Source organism: Kribbella italica (assembly GCF_014205135.1).
Lineage (GTDB): Bacteria > Actinomycetota > Actinomycetes > Propionibacteriales > Kribbellaceae > Kribbella > Kribbella italica.
On record NZ_JACHMY010000001.1, the window covers coordinates 6,555,127 to 6,575,461 of the forward strand.

Annotated in this window: 20 protein-coding genes; 9 read left to right on the plus strand and 11 right to left on the minus strand. The window is 70.7% G+C overall.

All coding sequences use genetic code 11. The annotated features are described in order from the left end of the window. Positions 1 to 25 precede the first annotated feature (25 nt). Entirely contained in the window at positions 26 to 976 is a 951-nt protein-coding gene (locus HDA39_RS30555) for a helix-turn-helix domain-containing protein (RefSeq protein ID WP_184801059.1), read from the minus strand. A gap of 83 nt (positions 977 to 1,059) precedes the next feature. On the opposite strand from HDA39_RS30555, the gene HDA39_RS30560 reads away from it, so the two are divergent. Continuing rightward, the gene (locus HDA39_RS30560) at positions 1,060 to 1,314 is read left to right on the plus strand and encodes a hypothetical protein (protein WP_184801061.1); all 255 of its coding nucleotides are present in this window, start codon (positions 1,060 to 1,062) and stop codon (positions 1,312 to 1,314) included. Positions 1,315 to 1,482: 168 nt separating this feature from the next. After that, on the plus strand, positions 1,483 to 2,304 hold the full coding sequence (locus tag HDA39_RS30565; RefSeq protein ID WP_184801063.1) for a class I SAM-dependent methyltransferase: 822 nt from the start codon (positions 1,483 to 1,485) through the stop codon (positions 2,302 to 2,304). A gap of 88 nt (positions 2,305 to 2,392) precedes the next feature. Here the strand turns inward: HDA39_RS30565 and HDA39_RS30570 are convergent, their stop codons facing one another. Further along, positions 2,393 to 2,536, minus strand: coding sequence for a hypothetical protein (locus HDA39_RS30570; protein WP_184801065.1), 144 nt, complete (start codon positions 2,534 to 2,536; stop codon positions 2,393 to 2,395). A gap of 158 nt (positions 2,537 to 2,694) precedes the next feature. Between HDA39_RS30570 and HDA39_RS30575 the strand changes: the two genes are divergently transcribed. Continuing rightward, positions 2,695 to 3,552 carry an Fpg/Nei family DNA glycosylase gene (locus HDA39_RS30575; protein WP_184801067.1) on the plus strand — a complete coding sequence of 286 codons (858 nt, stop codon included), beginning with the start codon at positions 2,695 to 2,697 and terminating at the stop codon, positions 3,550 to 3,552. On the opposite strand, the gene HDA39_RS30580 is transcribed toward HDA39_RS30575, so the two are convergent. Both HDA39_RS30580 and HDA39_RS30585 read right to left on the minus strand, forming a co-directional pair. Then, positions 3,545 to 4,489 carry a trypsin-like serine peptidase gene (locus HDA39_RS30580; RefSeq protein WP_184801069.1) on the minus strand — a complete coding sequence of 315 codons (945 nt, stop codon included), beginning with the start codon at positions 4,487 to 4,489 and terminating at the stop codon, positions 3,545 to 3,547. The genes HDA39_RS30575 and HDA39_RS30580 overlap by 8 nt on opposite strands. Before the next feature lie 112 nt (positions 4,490 to 4,601). After that, positions 4,602 to 5,477 carry a hypothetical protein gene (locus HDA39_RS30585; RefSeq protein ID WP_184801070.1) on the minus strand — a complete coding sequence of 292 codons (876 nt, stop codon included), beginning with the start codon at positions 5,475 to 5,477 and terminating at the stop codon, positions 4,602 to 4,604. Positions 5,478 to 5,614: 137 nt separating this feature from the next. Here HDA39_RS30585 and HDA39_RS30590 point away from each other — a divergent pair, with 137 nt between their 5' ends. The 3 genes from HDA39_RS30590 (at position 5,615) to HDA39_RS30600 (ending at position 10,250) form a co-directional block, all read left to right on the plus strand. After that, positions 5,615 to 5,938 (plus strand): rhodanese-like domain-containing protein, encoded by a 324-nt coding sequence (locus tag HDA39_RS30590; protein ID WP_184801072.1) that lies wholly within the window; start codon positions 5,615 to 5,617, stop codon positions 5,936 to 5,938. Between the two features lie 555 nt (positions 5,939 to 6,493). Beyond that, positions 6,494 to 9,706, plus strand: coding sequence for a phosphodiester glycosidase family protein (locus HDA39_RS30595; protein WP_337925958.1), 3,213 nt, complete (start codon positions 6,494 to 6,496; stop codon positions 9,704 to 9,706). Between the two features lie 10 nt (positions 9,707 to 9,716). Continuing rightward, on the plus strand, positions 9,717 to 10,250 hold the full coding sequence (locus HDA39_RS30600; protein ID WP_184801074.1) for a GrpB family protein: 534 nt from the start codon (positions 9,717 to 9,719) through the stop codon (positions 10,248 to 10,250). On the opposite strand, the gene HDA39_RS44155 is transcribed toward HDA39_RS30600, so the two are convergent. Next, positions 10,172 to 10,633: a PhzF family phenazine biosynthesis protein gene (locus tag HDA39_RS44155; RefSeq protein ID WP_184801076.1), complete on the minus strand. Its 462-nt coding sequence runs from the start codon at positions 10,631 to 10,633 to the stop codon at positions 10,172 to 10,174. The genes HDA39_RS30600 and HDA39_RS44155 overlap by 79 nt on opposite strands. Then, positions 10,630 to 10,917: an antibiotic biosynthesis monooxygenase family protein gene (locus tag HDA39_RS30610; protein ID WP_184801078.1), complete on the minus strand. Its 288-nt coding sequence runs from the start codon at positions 10,915 to 10,917 to the stop codon at positions 10,630 to 10,632. Before HDA39_RS30610 ends, HDA39_RS44155 begins: the two co-directional genes overlap by 4 nt. A gap of 74 nt (positions 10,918 to 10,991) precedes the next feature. On the opposite strand from HDA39_RS30610, the gene HDA39_RS30615 reads away from it, so the two are divergent. Then, on the plus strand, positions 10,992 to 11,903 hold the full coding sequence (locus HDA39_RS30615; RefSeq protein ID WP_184801080.1) for an LD-carboxypeptidase: 912 nt from the start codon (positions 10,992 to 10,994) through the stop codon (positions 11,901 to 11,903). On the opposite strand, the gene HDA39_RS30620 is transcribed toward HDA39_RS30615, so the two are convergent. After that, complete coding sequence (locus HDA39_RS30620) at positions 11,897 to 12,835, minus strand: helix-turn-helix transcriptional regulator (protein ID WP_184801082.1); 939 nt, start codon at positions 12,833 to 12,835, stop codon at positions 11,897 to 11,899. The two genes, HDA39_RS30615 and HDA39_RS30620, sit on opposite strands and share 7 nt — an antisense overlap. A 60-nt stretch (positions 12,836 to 12,895) precedes the next feature. Here HDA39_RS30620 and HDA39_RS30625 point away from each other — a divergent pair, with 60 nt between their 5' ends. Continuing rightward, a complete protein-coding gene (locus HDA39_RS30625) occupies positions 12,896 to 13,294 on the plus strand; it encodes a RidA family protein (protein WP_184801084.1) in 399 nt (132 codons plus the stop codon). Further along, positions 13,291 to 13,728: an SRPBCC domain-containing protein gene (locus HDA39_RS30630; protein WP_184801086.1), complete on the plus strand. Its 438-nt coding sequence runs from the start codon at positions 13,291 to 13,293 to the stop codon at positions 13,726 to 13,728. The genes HDA39_RS30625 and HDA39_RS30630 overlap by 4 nt, the downstream gene beginning before the upstream one ends. Positions 13,729 to 13,743: 15 nt before the next feature. Here HDA39_RS30630 and HDA39_RS30635 read toward each other — a convergent pair whose 3' ends face one another. From HDA39_RS30635 to HDA39_RS30650, 4 genes are all read right to left on the minus strand, one after another. Continuing rightward, positions 13,744 to 15,522, minus strand: coding sequence for a S9 family peptidase (locus HDA39_RS30635; protein WP_184801088.1), 1,779 nt, complete (start codon positions 15,520 to 15,522; stop codon positions 13,744 to 13,746). Positions 15,523 to 15,548: 26 nt separating this feature from the next. Then, on the minus strand, positions 15,549 to 17,327 hold the full coding sequence (locus HDA39_RS30640; RefSeq protein WP_184801090.1) for an ABC transporter transmembrane domain-containing protein: 1,779 nt from the start codon (positions 17,325 to 17,327) through the stop codon (positions 15,549 to 15,551). Next, complete coding sequence (locus HDA39_RS30645) at positions 17,324 to 19,087, minus strand: ABC transporter transmembrane domain-containing protein (protein ID WP_184801091.1); 1,764 nt, start codon at positions 19,085 to 19,087, stop codon at positions 17,324 to 17,326. The genes HDA39_RS30640 and HDA39_RS30645 overlap by 4 nt, the downstream gene beginning before the upstream one ends. 133 nt (positions 19,088 to 19,220) lie before the next feature. Next, positions 19,221 to 20,231 (minus strand): GTP pyrophosphokinase, encoded by a 1,011-nt coding sequence (locus HDA39_RS30650; protein ID WP_184801093.1) that lies wholly within the window; start codon positions 20,229 to 20,231, stop codon positions 19,221 to 19,223. Between the last annotated feature and the right edge of the window lie 104 nt (positions 20,232 to 20,335).

A 20,335-nucleotide genomic window follows, 5' to 3' on the forward strand; every position in this document is an offset into this window, starting at 1 on the left:
GCGACTTGTCACGCTGGGCGTTGCGTCAGGCGGTCTGGAACGTGCGCCGGTAGTTCTGCGGCGGGACGCCGACGACGCGACGGAAGTGGTGGCGCAGCAGTGCCGCCGTGCCGAAGCCGGCCTCGGCGGCGATCTGCTCGATGCCCAGCGAGGTCTGCTCGAGCAGGGTCCGGGCGTGCAGTACGCGCTGCGTGGTGACCCACTTGAGCGGCGTCGTCCCGGTTTCGGCGACGAAGCGGCGGGCGAACGTCCGCTCCGACATCTGCGCGCGGCGGGCCAGGTCGGGCACGGTGTGCTCGATGGTCAGGTTGGCGACCATCCAGTCCAGGACCGGCTGCAGGCTCTCGCTCGACGACTCCGGGACGGGGACCTCGACGTACTGGCGCTGGCCGCCGTCGCGCTGCGGCGGGACGACCATCCGGCGGGCGATCCGGGTCGCGACGGCGCTGCCGAGCTCGCGGCGGACCAGGTGCAGGCAGGCGTCGATGCCGGCCGCCGTACCGGCGCTGGTGATGATGTTGCCGTCGTCGACGAACAGGACGTCCGGGTCGAGCCGGGCGCGCGGGTAGCGCTCGCGGAAGAGGTCGGCGTACCGCCAGTGGGTCGCGCAGTTGCGCCCGTCGAGCAGCCCGGCGGCGCCGAGCACGAACGCGCCCGAGCAGACCGTCAGCAGGATCGCGCCACGGGCCTCGGCTTTGCGCAGGGCGGACAGGATGCGCTCGTCGTACGCCTCGCGCCAGGTGGTCGCGGGCAGCGCGACCAGGTCGGCGTCCTCCAGCTCGTCCAGCCCGTACGGCGCGATGACGGCCGAGTGGCTGCTGGTCCGCAGCGGTTCACCCGGGCGGGTCGAGCAGACCTTGAAGTCGAACGCGGGCACCCCGTCGTCGGTCCGGTCGATCCCGAAGACCTCCGAGAGCACCCCGAACTCGAAGAGTGCGACGTCCTCCATCAGCACCACGGCGATCTTGCGCAACATGTCAGCCAGTATGGCAGAAATTTGCCGAAGGTGGTCAGTAGTGCCAATTGTGGCTGGATGTGAACGGTAGGAGGATTACTGCCATGACCGGAATCGTAGTTCTCTCAGTCCTCGCGCTGGCCATCGTCGCCGCCCTCGAGCTCAGCAACCGCCGCCACTCCACCGGCCTCCCGGCCGGCCCGAGCGACGACCGCGACGTGGCCAGGACCAAGCTCGACCTGCTCGCCCTCGGCGGCAGCGCCAAGCCCTTCACCCACAAGCCCGCCACCACCCCGAGCGCGGTGGTTCACCTCCGCCGCGCGCGCCTCCACACCCCGCACGGTCGCCACGCCGCGTGATCCCCCTTCCAGCGTCCGAAGAAACTGAATGCGTCCGAAGAACCCGAGGCTATAGCGCTCGGTTCTTCGGACGCATTGAGCTTCTTCGGACGCTGCGGGCTCAGGGGGGAGGGCGTGGGGTGGGAAATCCCCGAGCGGGATCGGTGCCGCTGTGTCACCCTCACTCGCATGGACGACTACCGGGTGGTCAATCGGGAGAGCTGGGACGAGCGGGTGGCCGCGCATGCGGCGTCGCCGGACTACAAGCTGGCGGAGTTCGCGCGGGATCCGGAGTTCATCTCCGACGTGGTGCGGTTCGATCTGCCGCGGCTGGGTGACGTCAGTGGTCTGCGCGGCGTGCACTTGCAGTGCCACATCGGCACCGACACGATTTCCCTGGCCAGGCGGGGCGCGCGGATGAGCGGGCTGGACTTCTCCGGGCCGGCTGTCGAGCAGGCGCAGGGCTTCGCGGACCAGCTCGGGCTGGAGATCGACTTCCACCAGGCCGACGTGTACGACGCGGTCGAGGTGCTCGGCGCCGCGGCGTACGACCTGGTCTTCACCGGGATCGGCGCGATCGGCTGGCTGCCGAGCATCGACCGCTGGGCGGCGACGGTGAGCGGACTGCTGAAACCAGGCGGACGCCTGTTCATCCGCGAGGGGCACCCGATGCTCTGGACGCTCGACGACGCGACCGACAAGCTCGAGGTCGGCTTCCCGTACTTCGAGACGCGGGAGCCGCAGGTCTGGGACGAGGGCGGCACCTACGTCGAGACCGACGTGGAGTTCCAGCACACCGTGACCCACGAGTGGAACCACGGCCTGGGCGAGATCATCACCGCGTTGATCAAGCACGGCCTGCAGCTGACCGCCTTCGAGGAACACGACAGCGCTCCCTGGATCGCGCTGCCGGGCAAGATGACCAAGGACCCCGGCTTCGCCGAGTGGCGGCTGACCGACCGCCCCGAGCGGCTGCCCTGCACCTACACCCTGCAGGCCGTCAAACTCTGACTCCACCCCGGCGTACGGCGGACAACCGCACGCCTCGGACCCGGCGAGGGTCGTCCCTGCTCGCCGGGCCGGGCGGAGTCGGTAGGGCTCAGCGCGCGTTACGCCGCTGCTGGACCTTCTGGAACATCTCCTTGGCCTTGCGCTGGTTCTCCGGCTTGCTCAGCTCGCGCTGCGCGACCTGGGCCAGCTTGGCGACCACAGCGCCCTTGAGCAGTGACTTCACGAAACCCATCGGGGGCCTCCTTCTCTCTTGCCTCGAAGGTAGCGGTTCACGCCAAGAAACCGGCTAGGGAATCCGCCTGAGCGACCCCCGGGTTTCCGCGCGGGCACCCCCTGAAACCCCTACTGGCGAGTCTGGGATCTGTCGGTGGCGTACGGCACACTGTGGGGGTGCCCGAGTTGCCGGAAGTCGAATCGCTGGCGGGGTTCCTGCGGGAGCGCGCCGTCGGACGGGCGATCGTGCGTGCCGACATCACCGCGATCAGCGCGCTGAAGACCTACGACCCGCCGATCTCCGCCCTGACCGGGCTGCTGATCGACGACGTCAGCCGGCACGGCAAGTTCCTCGACCTCGAGGCCTCCGGCGTGCACCTGGTGATCCACCTGGCCCGCGCCGGCTGGCTGCGCTGGCGCGAGCAGCAGTCGACCGGTCTGGTCCGTCCGGGCAAGGGCCCGATCGCGCTCCGGCTGATCCTGGACGACGAGTCCGGCTTCGACCTGACCGAGGCCGGCACGCAGAAGAAGCTCGCGGTGTACGTCGTCCGCACCATCAACGAGGTCCCCGGGATCGCCAAGCTCGGCCCCGACCCGTTCCTGCTCTCGCCCGAGGGCTTCGCCGAGATCCTGCACGAGGCCGGCCGGGTCCAGCTCAAGGGCGTACTGCGCAACCAGTCGGTGATCGCCGGGATCGGCAACGCCTACTCCGACGAGATCCTGCACGTCGCGAAGATGAGCCCGTTCAAGCCGGCCTCCAACCTGAGCGATGACGAGCTGCAGGAGCTCTACACCGCGATGCAGGAGACCCTGCGCGACGCGGTCGAGCGGTCGAAGGGCCTGGCCGCCCAGGACCTGAAGTCGGAGAAGCGCAGCGGCATGCGCGTACACGGCCGCAAGGGCGAGAAGTGCCCGGTCTGCGGCGACACCGTCCGCGAGGTCAGCTTCGCCGACTCCTCCCTGCAGTACTGCGCGACCTGTCAGACAGGCGGCAAGCCGTTGGCCGACCGCCGCCTGTCCAAGCTGCTCAAGTAGTCATCTGGTCGAACATGGTCTTCACGTCGGCCGAGTTCGGCGTCGCCAGCAGGTACGGCGTACCGCTGGTCGTCCGCCGCGACGTCACCGCGAACACGTAGCCGAGGTTCGCGTCGATCCGGTCCTTCATCCACGGACCGCCGCTCGCGCCGCCGTTCATCGTGCAGCCCAGCGCCGCGTCGGTGCTGCCCCACGCGAACGTCGTACCGTCGCAGTAGTACGGGACCTCACCGTTGTACGGCGGCTCGGCCGGCCAGCCCCAGATCCGCGTCCCGGCCTGGTCGCGGCCGTTGCCCCAGACCAGTCCGTTGCCGCCGACCGCGTCGATCAGGTTCTGCCCGTTGCGCTGCTGCAGCGTGACGAACGCCTGGTCGTGGCTGAAGTCGCTGCTGTCGATCCAGGAGTTGAACGCGCGCGCCTGGCTCCAGTTCCACAGCCCGGCGCCGGACTGGCCGTTGTAGTACGACGGCGCGAACACGATGTTGCTGTGCCAGCCCTGACCCGCGCCGCCGTGCACGCAGTGGCCGGCGGTGATGATCAGGTTCTTGTAGCTGTTGTTGATCGTCGACGCGGAGCAGACGTAGTTCAGGCCGTTGTAGCTGAAGAACACCTTGCCCGCCGAGCTCGGCACCGGGTCGTTGGCGACCTTGTGCCTCGGCGCGACCGGATGCGACGCGACGCCGCCGGCCTGGCTCGATTTCCCTTGGGGAGAAGGGGTTCCGGTGGTGCCGGGCAGGTCGGCGGGGATCGCGTTCTTCAGCTTCTCCGCGGTCCAGTAGCCGGTCGCGTCCAGCCCGCCGGCCTTCTGCGGTACGGCGGGAGCCTGGACGGCGGTGGTGGCGGCGGGTGGTGTCGCCGTCGAGGGAGTGGCGGTCGCGACCGCCGTACTGGTGAGCAGGACGCCGGCGGCAAGCAGGCGCAGGACGGGTCGGGTCATGGGCGGTGACTCCTCGTTCGGGGCGGTAACTGTCAGGAGATGACCGATCACCCACAGTAGAAAGGAAGAGTTTCCCCGGCGCAACGTTCTGACCGATTTTGACCAGAAGGGTTCACCAAGGCAACGAAGCGGGCCGGCGCCCGGCGTCCAGTTGAACGACCAGCGGCGCGGCGCCCGCGCCCTGCCGTAGCCGAAGCTTCCGGCCGATGGTCGCTCCCGGAGCGAGCCCTTCGAAGTCCCACGCGTCCTCGGCGCCGTGCCATCCCGCGGGCCTCGGCACGCGCACCGATCCGCGGGTCGCCGTCCGGCCGAAGTTCGTCACCTGCACCTCGAGCTCACCGTGCTTCGGGTGCACCGAGGCCAGCACGGTCCCGACCGGTGCGACCAGCGCGCGCGTCGCCACCAGTCCCGCCACGGACAGCCGCACGACCCGGCCGGCTCGCACCGGGAACGGCCCGATGACCTGGCCGACGACATCAGCCACCGGTACGCCGTACGCGCGTCCGCCGACCTGTACCCGGAACTCGCCGCCGGGCGCGAGGGCCTCGATCAGCCGCATCCCGGCCTCGGCCGGGCCGATCAGGCGGACGCCGACGTCCGCCGTACGGCGTGCGACCAGGTGGAACGTCGCCCTCGACAGCGCCGTCGGCGTGAGGTCCCAGACGCCGTCGGCGTTGGCGGTCGTCGTGTCCGGCGGGACGATCCTGAGCTTGCCCTGCAGCGCGACCTTGACCACCGTCAGCGCCGGGAACTGGTCGGAGCCGGGCAGCCGGACGACCAGGTCGTCGCCGTCGCGACGCCAGGTGAGGGCCTTGCCGGTCCGCTCCTCGACGACATGCCGCGGTGTGGTCGCGAGTCCCGGCAACCGGACCTCGTGGTCGGCCGGGCGGCGGGTGATCCTGAGCAGCAGCACTCCGCAGTTCCGCAGGATCGCCTCACCCCACGGCTGCGGCCCGAACTCGCCGGGGATCCCCTCGACCAACGCCAAGTCGCGCCTCCACTCGCTGGTACGTCCGACCATCCGTCGTCGCCCGGGGGCCTGTCAACGCGCGATCCACCGGCTGAGCATCCGCATTCCACCGCTCCGGGTGTGATGGTTCACCTCCGGGCTGCAATGATCGGGGTATGACGCAGAACCCGATGATTCCCGCCGTCGTCGTCGCCGACGTGGACGACGCTTTGCTGGCCGAGGCCTTCGTGCTCGACGTGCGGGAGCCGGACGAGTGGAACAGCGGTCACATCGAGGGTGCGACCCACATCCCGCTCGGCCAGCTGCAGCAGCGGGTCGGCGAGGTGCCGCTCGGCCAGAAGGTGATCTGCGTGTGCGCGGTCGGCGGCCGCTCCGGCGTCGCCACCCAGTACCTGATGTCCGAGGGCCGCGAAGCGATCAACCTCGACGGCGGCATGCACGCCTGGCAGTCCTTCGGCCGCCCGGTCGCCACGGACTGATCGAGTAGAAAATCTTCCGATCGACCGACGGAGACGTTAGTTTGTCACCGTTCGGTCGATCGGCGTACACCCGCACCTCACACGGCAGCAGGACACGCCTCGTCGGATGGCCACGCCCGTCCACCGCCAGGAGGCTCCGTGTCCACGCTCGTCCCGCCCACCCCTGACCCCCGCCACCCAGTACCGGCCCCCGCCGCAGGCGCGTCCCGCGCCGCGGTCACCCCCGAGCCCCCCTCCGCCGCAGGCGCTTCCCGCGCCGGATTCACCCCCGAGCCACCCTCCGCCGCAGGCGCTTCGGGCGCGCACCCCCTGTTTGAACCTGCCGCCCGCGCAGCGTGTGCGGTCGGGCACCTACGCGCCGGCAGGCTCCTCGCCGTAGGCCTCGCAGCCGGCGGTCTGCTGTTCACAAGCATCCAGCCCGCGGCAGCCGACCCCGTCCAGCCCGTCGAGGCGCACCGGGGTTCCTCGGCTGCCTCTGACATCCCCGATGTCGCGATCGCGCCGCCCGGGGAAGGCATCGTCACCCGGCGGACCGACAGCCCGGTCGCACCCGGCGTGAACTACACCAGCTTCGACCGCCTCGACGCGCGTGGCTGGCTCCGCGGTGACATCCTCGTCGCCGACCTCGACCGCCAAGGTGTCACCGTCGACTACCTCAACCCCGGCACCGTCTCCGGCCGTGAGGTGCTCAGCCAGCAAGTGCAGCGCAAGCAGGCGATCGCCGGCGTCAACGGCGACTTCTTCGACATCAACGACACCGGCGCCCCGCTCGGCGTCGGCATCGAACGCGACGCCGACGGCGGCCCCGGCCGCGTCGTCAACGGCCCGGCGACCGGCCACAACGAGACCGCGGTGATCGGCAGCGACGGCCTCGGCCGGATCGCGCAGGTCTTCCTCGAAGGCTCCGCGACCGACGACGACGCGAGCAAGGTCGACCTGACCAACCTCAACTCCCCGACCGTCAACGCGAACGGCATCGGCCTCTACACCCCGCAGTGGGGCGAGGCCGCCCGCACCCGGACTGTCGACGGCCTCCCGACCGTCCGCGAGGTCATCCTCCGCGACGGCGTCGTCGTCTCGTCGAACACCACCCCCGCGACCACCCCGCTCGCCGCGAACGAGCAGGCCCTGATCGGCCGCGAGACCGGCGCGACCGCCCTCCAGGCGTTCGAGCCCGGCGACAAGGTCGAGGTGAAGTACGGCCCCCGCGCCGACGCCGCCGACGCCGCGGTCGCGCTCAGTGGCAACATCCAGCTCGCCCGCGACGGTCAGATCCTCAACGTCGACGACACCGCCCTGCACCCCCGGACGGCGATCGGCTTCTCGGCCGACGGCCGCCGGATGATCCTGCTCACCGTCGACGGCCGGATGGTCGACTCCCGCGGCTTGACGGAGAAGGAACTGGCCCGGCTGATGCTGGACCTCGGCGCCGACGACGTGCTCAACCTCGACGGCGGCGGTTCCTCGACGATGCTGAAGCGCTCGCCCGGCGAGGCCACGCCCGAGGTCGTCAACAAGCCATCCGACGGCTCCGAGCGCCTCACCCCGAACGGCCTCGGCCTGCTCCCGGTCAAGGGCTCCGGCCAGCTCAAGGGCTTCCGGCTCGAAGCCACCGGTACGACGGCCGAGCCGGCCGACGCCGATCTCACCCGCAGCGCGAAGGTCCTGACCGGCCTCAGCCGGGTCCTCACCGCCCGCGGTCACGACGAGACCTACGCGCCCGTCACCGGTACGCCGTACTGGTCGGCCGGCAGCAACGCGCGCGTCACCCACCAGGGCGTCGTCACCGGCCGCCGCGCCGGCGACGTCGTGATCACCGCCGCCAAGGGCCGCGCGAACGGCCGCTTCCCGATGACCGTGCTCGGCGAGCCCACCCGGCTCGCGCCGTCGAACAAGCAGGTGTCGTTGCCCAACGCCACCACCAACGGCTTCTTCAGCGTCACCGGGTACGACGCCGACGGGTTCTCCACCTGGGTCGAGCCGCGCGACGTCAAGCTCACCTACGACAAGACCCTCGTCAACGTGGTTGCCAAGGGCAATGGCTTCGAGGTGACCGCGCTCGGTGCCGACGCGGTCTCGACGGTCGTCACCGCGAAGGTCGGCGCGCTCAGCACCCAGCTCAGCATCACCGCCGGGCTGAGCAGCGAGGTGGTCGACGAGGTCGACGACCTGACCCGCTGGCAGGCGAACGCCGTACCGGCCGGTGCCGCGACCGCGACCCGGTCGACGGCCGAGGGCCACGACGGCGGTCAGGCGATCGCGCTCGACTACTCGCTGACCGGCAGCACCGCCACGCGCGCGGCGTACCTGTCGATGACCCCGCAGCAGATCCTGCCCGGGCAGCCGCAGAAGGTCGGCGCGTGGGTGTACGGCGACGGGAAGGGCGCGTGGCTACGGGCCAACGCGTACGACGGCGCCGGTGGTTCGGCGCAGACGCTCAACCTCGCGGCCGCCGTCGACTGGACCGGCTGGAAGTACGTCGAGGCCGACGTCCCGCCGGGACTGACGATGCCGCTGAAGTTCTGGCGGATCTACGTCGTCGAGACCGTGCCCACCCGCCAGTACGCCGGCCGGATCGTCGTCGACGACCTGACCGTCCGCGGCGCTCCGCCGGTCACCGTCCAGCCGCCCGCGAAGGTGGTCGACCCGATGGTGGTTGCCGATGGCAAGCTCGACGGGAAGCGCTGGAAGTTCGCCGTCCTGTCGGACGCCCAGTTCACCGCGGACGACCCGGAGTCGGACTTCGTCCAGCAGGCCCGGCGGACGATCCGCGAGGCGCTCGCGCAGAAGCCCGAGTTCCTGGTGATCAACGGCGACTTCGTCGACCGCGGCTTCGCGAACGACATCGCGCTGGCCCAGCGGATCATCGACGAGGAGGTCGCCGGGAAGGTGCCGGTGCACTACGTGCCGGGCAACCACGAGAGCTACGGCCCGGGTGACCTGTCGGAGTGGACCAAGGTGTTCGGCGCGCCGAGCAGCACGTTCGACCACAAGGGCACGCGGTTCGTGCTGCGCGACTCGTCGCTCGGGTCGCTGCGGGCCGGTGGGTTCGCGCAGATCCTCGACCTGCGCAAGCAGCTCGACGACGCGGCCAAGAACAGGGCGATCCGCAACGTCGTGGTGATGGCCCACCACCCGATCGACGACCCGTCGCCGACCGCGAACTCGCAGCTCGGAGACCGCAAGGAGGCCGAGCTGCTGGTCCGCTGGCTGGCCGACTTCCGTGCGTCGACCGGCAAGGGTGCGGCGTACATGGCCGCTCACGCGGGCACTTTCGCCGCGACGCGCACTGACGGCGTACTGCTTCCGCTCACCGGCAACTCCGGCAAGAGCCCGGCGGCCGCTCCCGACGCGGGCGGCTTCACCGGGTGGGCGCTGGTCGGCATCGACCCGAACGCCCGCGCCGCGGACGCCGGCGTACGCCACTGGTCGGCGCCCGAACGCTCCTGGTTCCAGGTCGAGCTCCGCCCCCACGTCGACGGCCTGGAGCTCACCGCCCCGGCGACTCTCCGCCGAGGCCAAACCGCCGCGGCCTCGGCCACCGTCGTCCAGGACACCCGTCGAGTCCCAGTAGCTTTCCCAGTCTCAGCCGACTGGACCGGCTCGACCTTCCTGCACCTGGGCCCCGCCCGTACTGCGCCTTTCTGGGCCGCAGCCGCCTACGACCCCAAGACCGGCACCCTCACCGCCCTCCGCCCCGGCACGGTCGACCTGGCCGTCACCGTCAACGGCACCACGAAGTCCCAACGGATCCGCATCGACTGGTAAACCTGGTGGGATGCGCCTCGATCGCATCACCATCACCGAGTACGACGCCCGCTGGCCGGCCCTGTTCGAAGAGCAGCGCCGGCCAGTCCAGGCGGCCTTGTCGCCGTACCTGACCCGCCCGATCGAACACCTGGGCAGCACCGCAGTCCCCGGCCTCCCCGCCAAGCCGATCATCGACATGCTCGCCGTGGTCACCGACCACGCCACCGTCGACCTCGACCCCCTGTCAGCCACCGGCTGGCTTCCCGCCCCCGAACCAGGCGACGCCACCTCCCGCAAACACTCCTGGTGCTACCCGTCCATCGAGTACCGCACCCACCACCTACACATCGTCGAACAGTCCTCACCCAACTGGCCCACCTGGCTGGCCTTCCGCGACCACCTGAGAACCACCCCCACAGACCGCGACGAATACGCCCGCCTCAAACAAGAATTAGCCGCCACCAACGACCAGGACCGCCCCGCCTACCGCGCAGGCAAGGCCCCCTTCATCACCGCCGTACTGAGTCGGCTGCAGTCACCACACACCGACCCCCAAGCCTGACCCCGCCCCGAACCCGGATCACCGAACCTCGGCCGCATTCGGCGACCACTCCGCTGGAGCGAACAGCCATTCGGCGCCGTCCTCGGACCACACCTCGACATCCCCGGCAACGGTGGTGAACGCCGGCGGCGCATGCCGAGGGAACGCAGTACGGCGGCGGTGCCCAGCAGGGGATGTCCAGCAAACCGCCGCTCCAGCAGGCGGTTGTGAATCCGCACCGTTCGCAGATCCTTCGCCACGAACACCGTCGCCGGCTCGGCAGCGGCGGTCGCCAGGCGTTGCCGCTCGCTCGGCGCGGGCATCCTGTCCACCAGCACGACGGCGACCTCGTTGCCGTGGGCCCCGTTGTCCGCGGTGAAGACCCGGGCGGTCCGCCGGTTCACCCTTCGACGTCGTTGAAGTGCTCCACGTGCGGCGCGTTGGCGAAGTGGGGGCCGATCAGGCCGCGCCAGATTGGGAAGCCTTCGCCGGCGCGGAAAGCCTCGTGGGTCTCGACCGAGTCCCACTCGACGAGTAGGACGAAGCGGGTGGGGGTTTCGATGCCGCGGGTCATTCGGATGCTGAGGGCGCCGGCTGCCGTCAGTTGCCGGCGGGCCTCCCGGTACGCCGCTTCGAAGGCCTCTTCCTGCCCGGCCACCACATCGATCAACGCAATCTCGAGAGCCATGCCCTCACCTTTTCACGGTCTCCCAGCGGGCGGTCGCCGCTGGTCGGAGGGTGGACAGCGGATAGCGTTCGGGGGTGACTGACGTGAGGAAAGCGCAGCGGTTGAAGGCTGGGGATCGGGTGGCTGTGGTGGCGCCGGCTGGGCCGCTGAAGGGGGAGCGGCTGGAGGCGGGTACTCAGCGGCTGAGGGAGTGGGGGCTGGAGGTCGAGGTGATGCCTTCGGCCCTGGCGCGTGATGAGCGGTTCCCTTACCTGGCGGGGAGTGACGCGGCGCGGGCGGAGGACTTCACGAACGCCTGGATGGACGACCGGTTCGCGGCCGTGTTCTGCGGCCGGGGCGGGTACGGCGTACAGCGGATGCTGCCGTTGCTGGAGCTCGACGCGTTGGCCGCGGTGGAGAAGGTGTTCGTCGGGTTCAGCGACATCACCGCGCTGCACGAGGCGCTGAACGCGCGAGGCCTGGTGACCGTGCACGGCCCGATGGCGGCAGGCGTCGAGCAGCTGGCGACCGGCGGCGAAAGACTGCGCGACCTGTTGTTCGAACCGGAGAAGGTCGTCGACCTGCTGGACCCGCGCGGTGCCGAGACAGTCGTCGCCGGTACGGCGGAAGGCCGGCTCCTCGGCGGCAACCTGGCGTTGCTCGCGGCCAGCCTCGGATCGCCGACGGCGGCGAAGCCGGCCGGGATCGTGGTGCTGGAAGACGTCAGCGAGGACGGGTATCGCGTCGACCGGTTGCTCACCCAACTCCTGCGCGCGGGCTGGTTCGAGCAGGTGACCGGACTGGTGATCGGCGACTTCAGCGAGGCCGACGACGGCGGACTGGTCGCCGATGTCGTCCACGAACGCCTCGAGCCGCTCCAGGTCCCGATGGTCACCGGCGCCGCGATCGGGCACGAGGACCTCAACCTCGCCGTACCGCTCGGTCTGCCGGTCAGACTCGACGCCACCAACGGATCACTGCAGCCGCTGGAGCCCGCGTTTCAGTAGCGCTCAGCGAGCCACTGGCCGAAGACGCGCAGCCGCGCGGCCAACGAAGCGGGCTCGATGACATCCAGATCCAAGTTCAAGTACGCCAGCCACCGCGCGGCCCAGTCCAGATCGTCCGTACCGAACCGCAGCTCGCACTCGTCACCCACCTCAACGACCGCCGCAACACTCGGATCCACCAGCTCCCGAACCAGATCGCCCGACGTGTGCACAGCCACCCGCACCTGATGCCGCCACCGCCCGTGCGCCAGCGACTGGGCGACCAGCTGCGCGGCGTCGTCAGGCGGCGCCGGCGCGGGCAGCTGGATGCCGAGGGCCTGCGCCTGAGAGATCCGGTCGACGGCGTACACCCTCCACTCGTCCGCGCCCCGCGCACAGGCCACCAGGTACCAAAGCCGCCGCAACGCCACCAGCCGGTACGGCTGCACCTCGACCGCGTGGTCGTCCGCAGCCCCCAGCCGCCGATGCCGGAACCGCACAGCCTCACCAGCCCGGCACGCCAGCGCCAGCTGAACCAGTACGTCGCCAGAGGCGCGCCGCGGCGAACGCCCCGGATAAGCCTGTACGTCGGTCAACGCCGTCAACCGCGTCTGCCACTGCGACGGCACTACCTGCGTCAGCTTGGCCAGCGCCGTGACCGCGGCGGTCTCCAGCCCCTCCACGCCCACCGCCGTCCGTAGACTCAGCGCCACCGCGGCCACCTCGTCCGCGTCCAGCAGCAGCGGCGGCATGGCTCGCCCCTGCGCCAGCCGGTAGCCCCCGTCGCGCCCGGCCGCGCCGTCGATCCGGTAGCCCAGCTCGCGCAGCTGGGCGATGTCACGCCGGGCAGTCCGCTCGGTCACCCCGAGCCGGGCGGCCAGCGCGGGCGCGGAGATGCCCGGGTGCGTCTGCAGCAGCGCGAGCGTCTCGAGACGGCGGCTCGTCGTACTCATGGCTCAACTATCCCCCAAACCCGGACAGTATCTGACCGGGTAGTGCGTGATGCTGGATCCATGACCGAGAAAACGCTGCTTCGCCCCGAAGGACTCGTGAACTCCCCGGCGTTCACCCACGTCGCCGTCGTCCCGCCCGGCATGACCACGCTGTACGTCGGCGGCCAGAACGCCGTTGACGGCGAGGGCAAGCTGATCGGCGGCGATGACGCCGCGGCGCAGACCGAGCAGGTGATGAAGAACCTGAAGACGGCGCTGGCCGCCGCCGGCGCGACCGTGCACGACCTGGTGTCGATGACGATCTACCTGGCCGAGGAGGTCGACCTGGCCAAGGCTTATCCGGTCGCTGCCCAAGGGCTCGAAGGCGCGGCGCCGACCGTGCAGGGCATCCGCGTCACCAGCCTGACCGTCCCCGGCGCCCTGCTGGAGGTCAGCGCGATCGCGGCGGTCGCGCCGTGAGCTCGCCGGACAACGAGAAGGCCGCGGAGCCGTCGCACGTCGGCCGCACCAAGGACGCCGGCTGGCAGATCGGCGTCTCGAAGACGATCAACCGCCCGGTCGGCGAGGTGTGGGACTTCGTCACCTCACCGGCCGGCGTCGCGATCTGGCTCGGCGAGGGCGCCTCCCTGCTCACCGAGAAGTACGAGACGAAGGACGGCACTCGCGGCGAACTGCGCAGCTTCCGTGAGAACACCCGCGTCCGCCTCACCTGGCAGCCGGAGGACTGGCCTCACGAGACCACGATCCAGCTCGCCGTCACCGCGACAGGCCCCACCAAGGCCCGCCTGGTCGTCCACCAGGAACGGCTGGCCAACGCCGACGAGCGCGAGCACCAGCGCAAGCACTGGCAGGGCGTCATCACCGAGCTGGCCGCGAAGATCACCGCGGACTGAGCGGCTGCGGCTGGATCACGCGCGCCTGAGGTGCTCCCGCAGGAACGCGAACGCCTTCGGGTACGCGTCCAGCTTGTTCGCGCGCTTCGCCAGCCCGTGCCCCTCGTCGCCGTACACGAGCAGCTCGCACGGCACCTTCCGCTTCTCCAGCGCCGCCGCGATCTGCTCCGCCTCCGACAGTGGGACCCGCGGGTCGTTCGCGCCATGGATCACGAACAGCGGCGCCTCGATCGCGTCCACCCGCGTCAGCGGGCTAGCGGACTCCAGGAACGCCCGGTCGGTCTCCAGGTGCCCGTACTCCCGCTCCCGCGCCACCCGTCGGTACGCCGACGTGTTCTCCAGGAAGGTGACCAGCGACGCGATCCCGACGATGTCGACTCCAGCCGCCCACAACGAAGGCTGGAAGGCGAGCCCGGCCAGCACCATGTACCCGCCGTACGAGCCGCCCCACAACGCCACCCGCGACTGGTCGACCCCGATGGTCGGCAGCCAGGCGTGCAGCGCGGCCAGGTCGCGGACGGAGTCCAGCCGCAGCTCCCGGTCGTCCAGCGAGTACCAGCGCTTGCCGTAGCCCGCTGAGCCGCGCACGTTCGGCACCAGCACGGTGTGGCCGTCAGCAACGAGTCCGGCGACCACTGGGTGCCAGACCTTCCCGTGCTGCCACTCCGGACCGCCGTGCACGACCACTACCGCCGAGCCGTCCCCACCGCCGTCCGGCTGGTACACGTACACCGGCACCTGCTCACCGTCGAACGACTCCACCCGGTACGACGTCGGGTGCTGCAGCGGGGGCAGCTCCAGATCCTCCCGCACAGCAACGAGTGCACCGGTCGCCACCGAGTAGCGGAACACGTACGGCGGCTCGACCGGGCTGCTGTAGGTGATGACCAGGTGGCTACCGTCAGAAGACCAGTGCGGCGCCGAGTCACTCAGCACCGCGCCGCAACCACCCGGCGGCAACGCGATCGGCGCGATCAGCTCGCCGTCGCTCCCGTGCAGCGCCAGCGTCACCTCACCATCGTTGCTAGAGGCAACGAGCAGGTGCTGCCCGTCCGGACTGGCCGAACCGATCAGGTCCTGCGAGTCGTCCACCAGCAACGGACTCAGGGCCCGCGTGCCCACGTCGTACGCGAAGATCGCGATCCGGTCCCGGTCCACGTCCGCGGACAGCAGGAACCCGCTCGAGTCCGGCAGCCAGGACACCGCGTAGACCGACGTCTCGTCGTCGTACGCCGTGACGTCGCTGACCTCGCCGGTCGCGGTCTCGACCAGCAGCACCTGGACAGTGTTGGCCGGCCCGCCCGCGCGGCTCACCGCGACCCACTGGTCGTCAGGCGACGCGTTCACCGCGTAGACGAACCCGCCGGCGTCGTACAGCGTGGTCTCGTCGCCGGTCGCGAGGTCCCGCGCGACCAGGTCGAAGTCGATCTCGTTGCGGCGGTTGGTGGTGAACAGCACCCGCCCGGCCCGCGCGGTGATCAGGTGGTGGAAGTACGCCGGGTCGTGCACGAGCACCTCGGCCGACGGCACCTCCGAGCCGGACAGGTCGAGCAGCGACAGCTGACCGCGCTCGTCCCCGCCGGTGTCGTGCTCGACGACCACCTGCCGGCTCTCGGGCACGTAGCGAGCTGCGACGACCCGCTCGCCAGTGGCGGTCAGCGTGCGCCAGCTGCCATCCGGTCCGACCTCGTGGAGCTGGCGCACGCCGCTGCCGTCGTACCCGATCAGCAGCCGTCCCTCCTGGTCGATGTCGAAGGCCACCAGGTACGGAAGGGAGAGCAGAGCGGGCAGCATGCCCCGACCCTACCCACCCCTCCGCGTCACCTGTCGCCGTGCCAGGAGTGCCAGAGCGCGGCGTACGGACCGCCGGCGTCGACCAGGTCGTCGTGGCCGCCGAGCTCGACGATCTTGCCGTCCTCGACCACCGCGATCACGTCCGCGTCGTGCGCGGTGTGCAGCCGGTGCGCGATGGCCACCACGGTCCGGCCCTCCAGTACGCCGGCCAGCGAGCGCTCCAGGTGGCGGGCCGCCCGCGGGTCCATCAGCGACGTCGCCTCGTCCAGCACCAGCGTGTGCGGGTCAGCCAGGACCAGCCGGGCCAGGGCGACCTGCTGCGCCTGCGCAGGCGTCAGCGTCGTACCGCCTGAGCCCACCTCGGTGTCGAGGCCGTGCTCGAACCCGGCGACCCAGGCGTGCGCGTCGACCGAGCGGAGTGCTTCCCAGAGCTCCGCGTCGGTCGCACCCGTCCGGGCCAGCAGCAGGTTGTCCCGCATGCTGCCGACGAAGACGTGGTGCTCCTGGTTGACCAGGGCGACGTGGCTGCGCACCTGCTCGGCCGACATCTCGCCCAGCGCGGCACCGCCCAGGGTGATGTCGCCGACCCGTGGCGAGTAGATGCCGGCCAGCAGCCGGCCCAGTGTCGACTTGCCCGCACCGGACGGCCCGACCAGCGCGACCCGCGCACCCGGCTGCACGGTGAGCGTGACGCCGTGCAGCACGTCGCGGCCCTCCAGGTAGCCGAAGCGGACCTCGTCGGCCAGCACGGTCCGGCCGTCCGGCTCGTCCTGCTCACTGGCCGCGGCCGCCTCGATCTCGCGGACGCCGACCAGCCGGGCCAGCGAGACCTGGGCGACCTGCAGCTCGTCGTACCAGCGGATCATCATGTTGACCGGCTCGACGAGCATCTGGATGTAGAGCGCGCCCGTGGTCAGCGCACCGACCGTGATCCAGCCCTGGATGGACAGCGCGCCGCCGACCATCAGGACCGCGGCCAGCGCGATCGCGTGGGTCATGTTGATCACCGGGAACAGGATCATCCGCAGGAACAGCGTGTACCGCTCCCAGCCGACCCACTGCCCGATCCGGGTGTCACCGAGCTCGATCCGGCGGCGGCCGAGCCGGTGCGACTCCACCGTGCGGCCGGCGTCCACGGTCTCGGCCAGGGCCGACGCGACCGCGGCGTACCCGGCGGCCTCCGACCGGTACGCCGAAGGCGCGCGGCGGAAGTACCAGCGGCCGCCGACGATCAGCACCGGCGCGGCGATCACCAGCGCGACCGCCAGCTCCGGCGCGGTCACCACGAGCGCACCGATCAGCAGGCCCGCCCAGACCACGGCGATCGTCAGCTGCGGTACGGCGTCGCGCATCGCGTGCGACAACCGGTCGACGTCCGTGGTGATCCGGGACAGCAGGTCACCGGTCCCAGCCCGCTCCAGCACGCCCGGCGGCAGTGCCACCGACCGGACCAGGAAGTCCTCGCGCAGGTCCGCGAGCATCTCCTCACCCAGGACGGCGCCGCGCAGCCGGGTGATCCGGACGAACACGGTCTGCACCAGCAGCGCGACCACGAAGCCCAGAACGACGTACGGAAGGTCGACGTCCGTGTCGCCGACGGACAGCTGCTCCACGACGTTGCCGAGCAGCCAGGGCCCGACCATGCCGCTCAGCGCCGCGATCGCGTTGACCGCGGTCAGCCAGCCGAACGCCTTGCGGTGCCGGCGGAACAGGATCTTCAGGTAGGCCTTGACCGTCGCAGGACCGGCCACCGGGAGGCGGGCCGCCTCCTGCGGGGCGGCCGGGTCGTACTCGGGGCGCTTCACGCCATCTCCTCGAGAGGCTCGTCTTCACGGGTGACGACCGCGCGGTAGGCGCGGTCGGTGTGGACCAGTTCGTGGTGGGCGCCGACGGCGGCCACCCGGCCGTCCGGCACGAACACGACCCGATCGGCGCGGTCCAGCATCAGCGGGCTCGACGTGAACACCACGGTGGTGCGACCGGCCCGCAGGGCCCGCAGGCCGTCGGCGATCCGGGCCTCCGTGTGCGCGTCGACCGCGCTGGTCGGCTCGTCCAGCACGAGCACGGCCGGGTCGACGTACAGCGAGCGGGCCAGTGCGATCCGCTGGCGCTGACCGCCGGACAGCGACCGCCCGCGCTCGGTCAGGATCGCCTGCATCGGGTCGGTGGTGCCGCCCGCCGGCAGCGACTGCCGCAGGACCTCGAGAATGTCGGCGCACTGCGACGCCTCCAGCGCCTGCTCGGCCGTGACGGCTCCGCTCGACGGTACGTCGAACAGGTCGCGCACGGTCCCGGACAGCAGCACCGGGTCCTTGTCCTGCACCAGCACCGCCGTACGGGCGGACTCCAGCGGCAGGTCGTCGAGCGCGACACCGTCCAGCAGCGCCGAGACGTCGTCCGGCTCGGCCTCGGGACTGTGACCGCCCAGGTGGTCGGCCAGCCGGCCACCGGCGTCCGGGTTCCCGCAGACGACCGCGGTGAAGCTCCCGGCCGGCACCTCCAGCCCGGAGGCCGGGTCGAACAGGTCACCCTCGGGCACCTGGGCCACACCGGTGCCGCGGGTGTCGTCCATCCGCTGCAGCGAGAGCACACGGGCCGCGCGGCGCGCGGAGACCTTGGAGAAGATGAACGCGCTGGCCGTCTCCTCGAAGGTGTGCAGCGGCACCAGCATGAACGTGATGAACCCGTACGTCGTGACCAGCTCGCCGACCGAGATCCGGCCGGCCACCACGAGCCGGATGCCGAACCACACGACGACGACCAGGAACACCCCGAACAGCAGCACCTGCAGCGCCGCGATCAGCGACCACATCCGGGCGCTGTGCACCGCGCTCTGCCGGTACTCCTGCGAGGCCGAGCGGTAGCGGTCCAGGAACAGCTGCTCCCCGCCGATGCCGCGCAGCACGCGCAGACCGGCGACGGTGTCCGCGGCCAGCTCGGTCGCCCGGCCGCCCTTGGCCCGCTGCGCGTCGGCGCGACGCTCGGCCGGACCCATCAGCGGCACGATCGAGAACGCCAGGACCGGTACGGCGATCGCGACCACCAGGCCGAGCTGCGGCTCGTAGAAGAGCAGCCCGATCACCACCGCGAAGCAGGTCAGCAGGGCGGCGGCGAACCGGCCCAGCACCTCGACGAACCAGCCGATCTTCTCGACGTCGCCGCTGCTCACCGCGACCACCTCGCCGGCCGCGATCCGGCGGGTCAGCAACGACCCGAGCTCCGCGGCCTTGCGCATCAGCAGCTGCTGCAGGCGGGACGCCGTACTGATCCAGTTCGTCACCACCGCGCGGTGGAAGAAGGAGTCGGCCGCGGCTTTGGCCGCACCGAAGGCGAGCAGCAGGAGCACGGCCAGCGCCAGCTTCGACCAGGACTTGTCGATCACGGCCTGGACGGCCAGCCCGACCGCGACCGGCGAGGCGGCGATCCCGCCGAAGAAGAGCAGCCCCCAGCCGAGCGCGGCCAACTGCCCACGCAGCTGCTGGTGCTCGAGCCAGAGGATGAGTCGGAGGCCGGACCGGGTGTCGGGCACACCCGGGTCGGCGAACGGAACAAGGCGCAACGACATGACGTCTCACAAGAGGCGTAGGAGGGGGTTTGGGCACCTGAGCAGGCGAATAGACCAAGCCTAGGCGTGCTGCCGCACCCCCGCGAACTCTTTTCGCCAGGTGGATCACCCGGCCCCTTCAGGCCCGCTGACGTCAGCTGATCCCTGCGCGGGCCAGTGCCTTCAACCGCCCGCGGAGGATCTTCTGCCGGCGCTCCTCCTCCGGGAACAGCTCGACGTACGCCGAACCCTTCGCCGCGAGCAGGTCGTCGTCGAGCCGCCGGACCGTGCCGGCCGGGAAGCGGTGTGTCATCGCCGCCTGCACCGCCGCGCTGTCGATGCCCTGCAGCAACTCGGTCAGCTGCTCCTCGGTCGTCACGCCGAGATCGGCCAGGATGCCCAGGATCCACGCGTAGTGGTTGGTCTTGGCGTGCGGCGCATCCGGGTACCGCCGGGTCAGGTACGTCGTGAGCGTCGCCGCGGTCAGGTCGCGCGGCGTCTCGTCGTCCCCCGCCGCGGCCAGCTCGCGGTACAGCCGGTCGATCTCGGTGAACTCGTTGTCGGCCAGCTCCATCAGTGCCGCCGCGAGCAGGAACCGCCGGTCGAACTCCGGCTTGCGGTCCGGCGGGATGTCCAGCTTGTACCGGATGTCGTGCTCGAACTCGGCCCACGCGTGCTGGACCGCGGTCCGGACCTGGATCTCCATCACGAGGTTGCGCAGGACGGCGTACTCGGGCAGCTCGCGGCGGGTCGCGTTCAGCCGGACCAGGTAGTGCTTGCTGGCGTACCCGAAGACGCCCTGCGCGCGGGTGTGCGCGCCCATGTCGGTGTGCTCGACGATCTCGAACTCGGCCTCGATCACCTCGCAGACCCGGTCCACGGCCTCGACCAGGAAGGTGATGATCCGGGCGGCGACCAGATCGGTGATCTGGTCCAGCGGGTCGTCGTACTTCGGCCGGTCGGGATCGTCGGCCCGCGGTTTGGACGCCTTCGCCAGGAACGACTCCGGATCCTTGGCCCGGGCGGTCGCGCTGAGGTAGTTGATGCCTTCCTCGTCGCCGATCAGCTCGTCGATCAGCGACTCCAGCTTGCGGGCACCGCCGACGTACTGCTGGTGCATGCGTTCGTACTGCGCTGCCGCCTGCACGGCCCAGTCCCCCTTCATGCGCAGACCATAGTCCGCTAGGCCTCACTAAGCGCGTCTAGCAGAATCTAGTGTTTTCCCTAGAAAGGAGACGCTGCGACTCGCTAGCGAAATCTAAGGAAAAC

Coding starts and splice junctions, on each gene's coding strand:
- HDA39_RS30610 (WP_184801078.1), bottom strand. CDS start 10,917: ATGGCTCTCGAGATTGCGTTGATCGATGTGGTGGCCGGGCAGGAAGAG.
- HDA39_RS30635 (WP_184801088.1), bottom strand. CDS start 15,522: ATGCTGCCCGCTCTGCTCTCCCTTCCGTACCTGGTGGCCTTCGACATC.
- HDA39_RS30565 (WP_184801063.1), top strand. CDS start 1,483: ATGGACGACTACCGGGTGGTCAATCGGGAGAGCTGGGACGAGCGGGTG.
- HDA39_RS30580 (WP_184801069.1), bottom strand. CDS start 4,489: ATGACCCGACCCGTCCTGCGCCTGCTTGCCGCCGGCGTCCTGCTCACC.
- HDA39_RS30600 (WP_184801074.1), top strand. CDS start 9,717: ATGCGCCTCGATCGCATCACCATCACCGAGTACGACGCCCGCTGGCCG.
- HDA39_RS30625 (WP_184801084.1), top strand. CDS start 12,896: ATGACCGAGAAAACGCTGCTTCGCCCCGAAGGACTCGTGAACTCCCCG.
- HDA39_RS30590 (WP_184801072.1), top strand. CDS start 5,615: ATGACGCAGAACCCGATGATTCCCGCCGTCGTCGTCGCCGACGTGGAC.
- HDA39_RS30645 (WP_184801091.1), bottom strand. CDS start 19,087: ATGTCGTTGCGCCTTGTTCCGTTCGCCGACCCGGGTGTGCCCGACACC.
- HDA39_RS30570 (WP_184801065.1), bottom strand. CDS start 2,536: ATGGGTTTCGTGAAGTCACTGCTCAAGGGCGCTGTGGTCGCCAAGCTG.
- HDA39_RS30555 (WP_184801059.1), bottom strand. CDS start 976: ATGTTGCGCAAGATCGCCGTGGTGCTGATGGAGGACGTCGCACTCTTC.
- HDA39_RS30650 (WP_184801093.1), bottom strand. CDS start 20,231: ATGAAGGGGGACTGGGCCGTGCAGGCGGCAGCGCAGTACGAACGCATG.
- HDA39_RS30620 (WP_184801082.1), bottom strand. CDS start 12,835: ATGAGTACGACGAGCCGCCGTCTCGAGACGCTCGCGCTGCTGCAGACG.
- HDA39_RS30560 (WP_184801061.1), top strand. CDS start 1,060: ATGACCGGAATCGTAGTTCTCTCAGTCCTCGCGCTGGCCATCGTCGCC.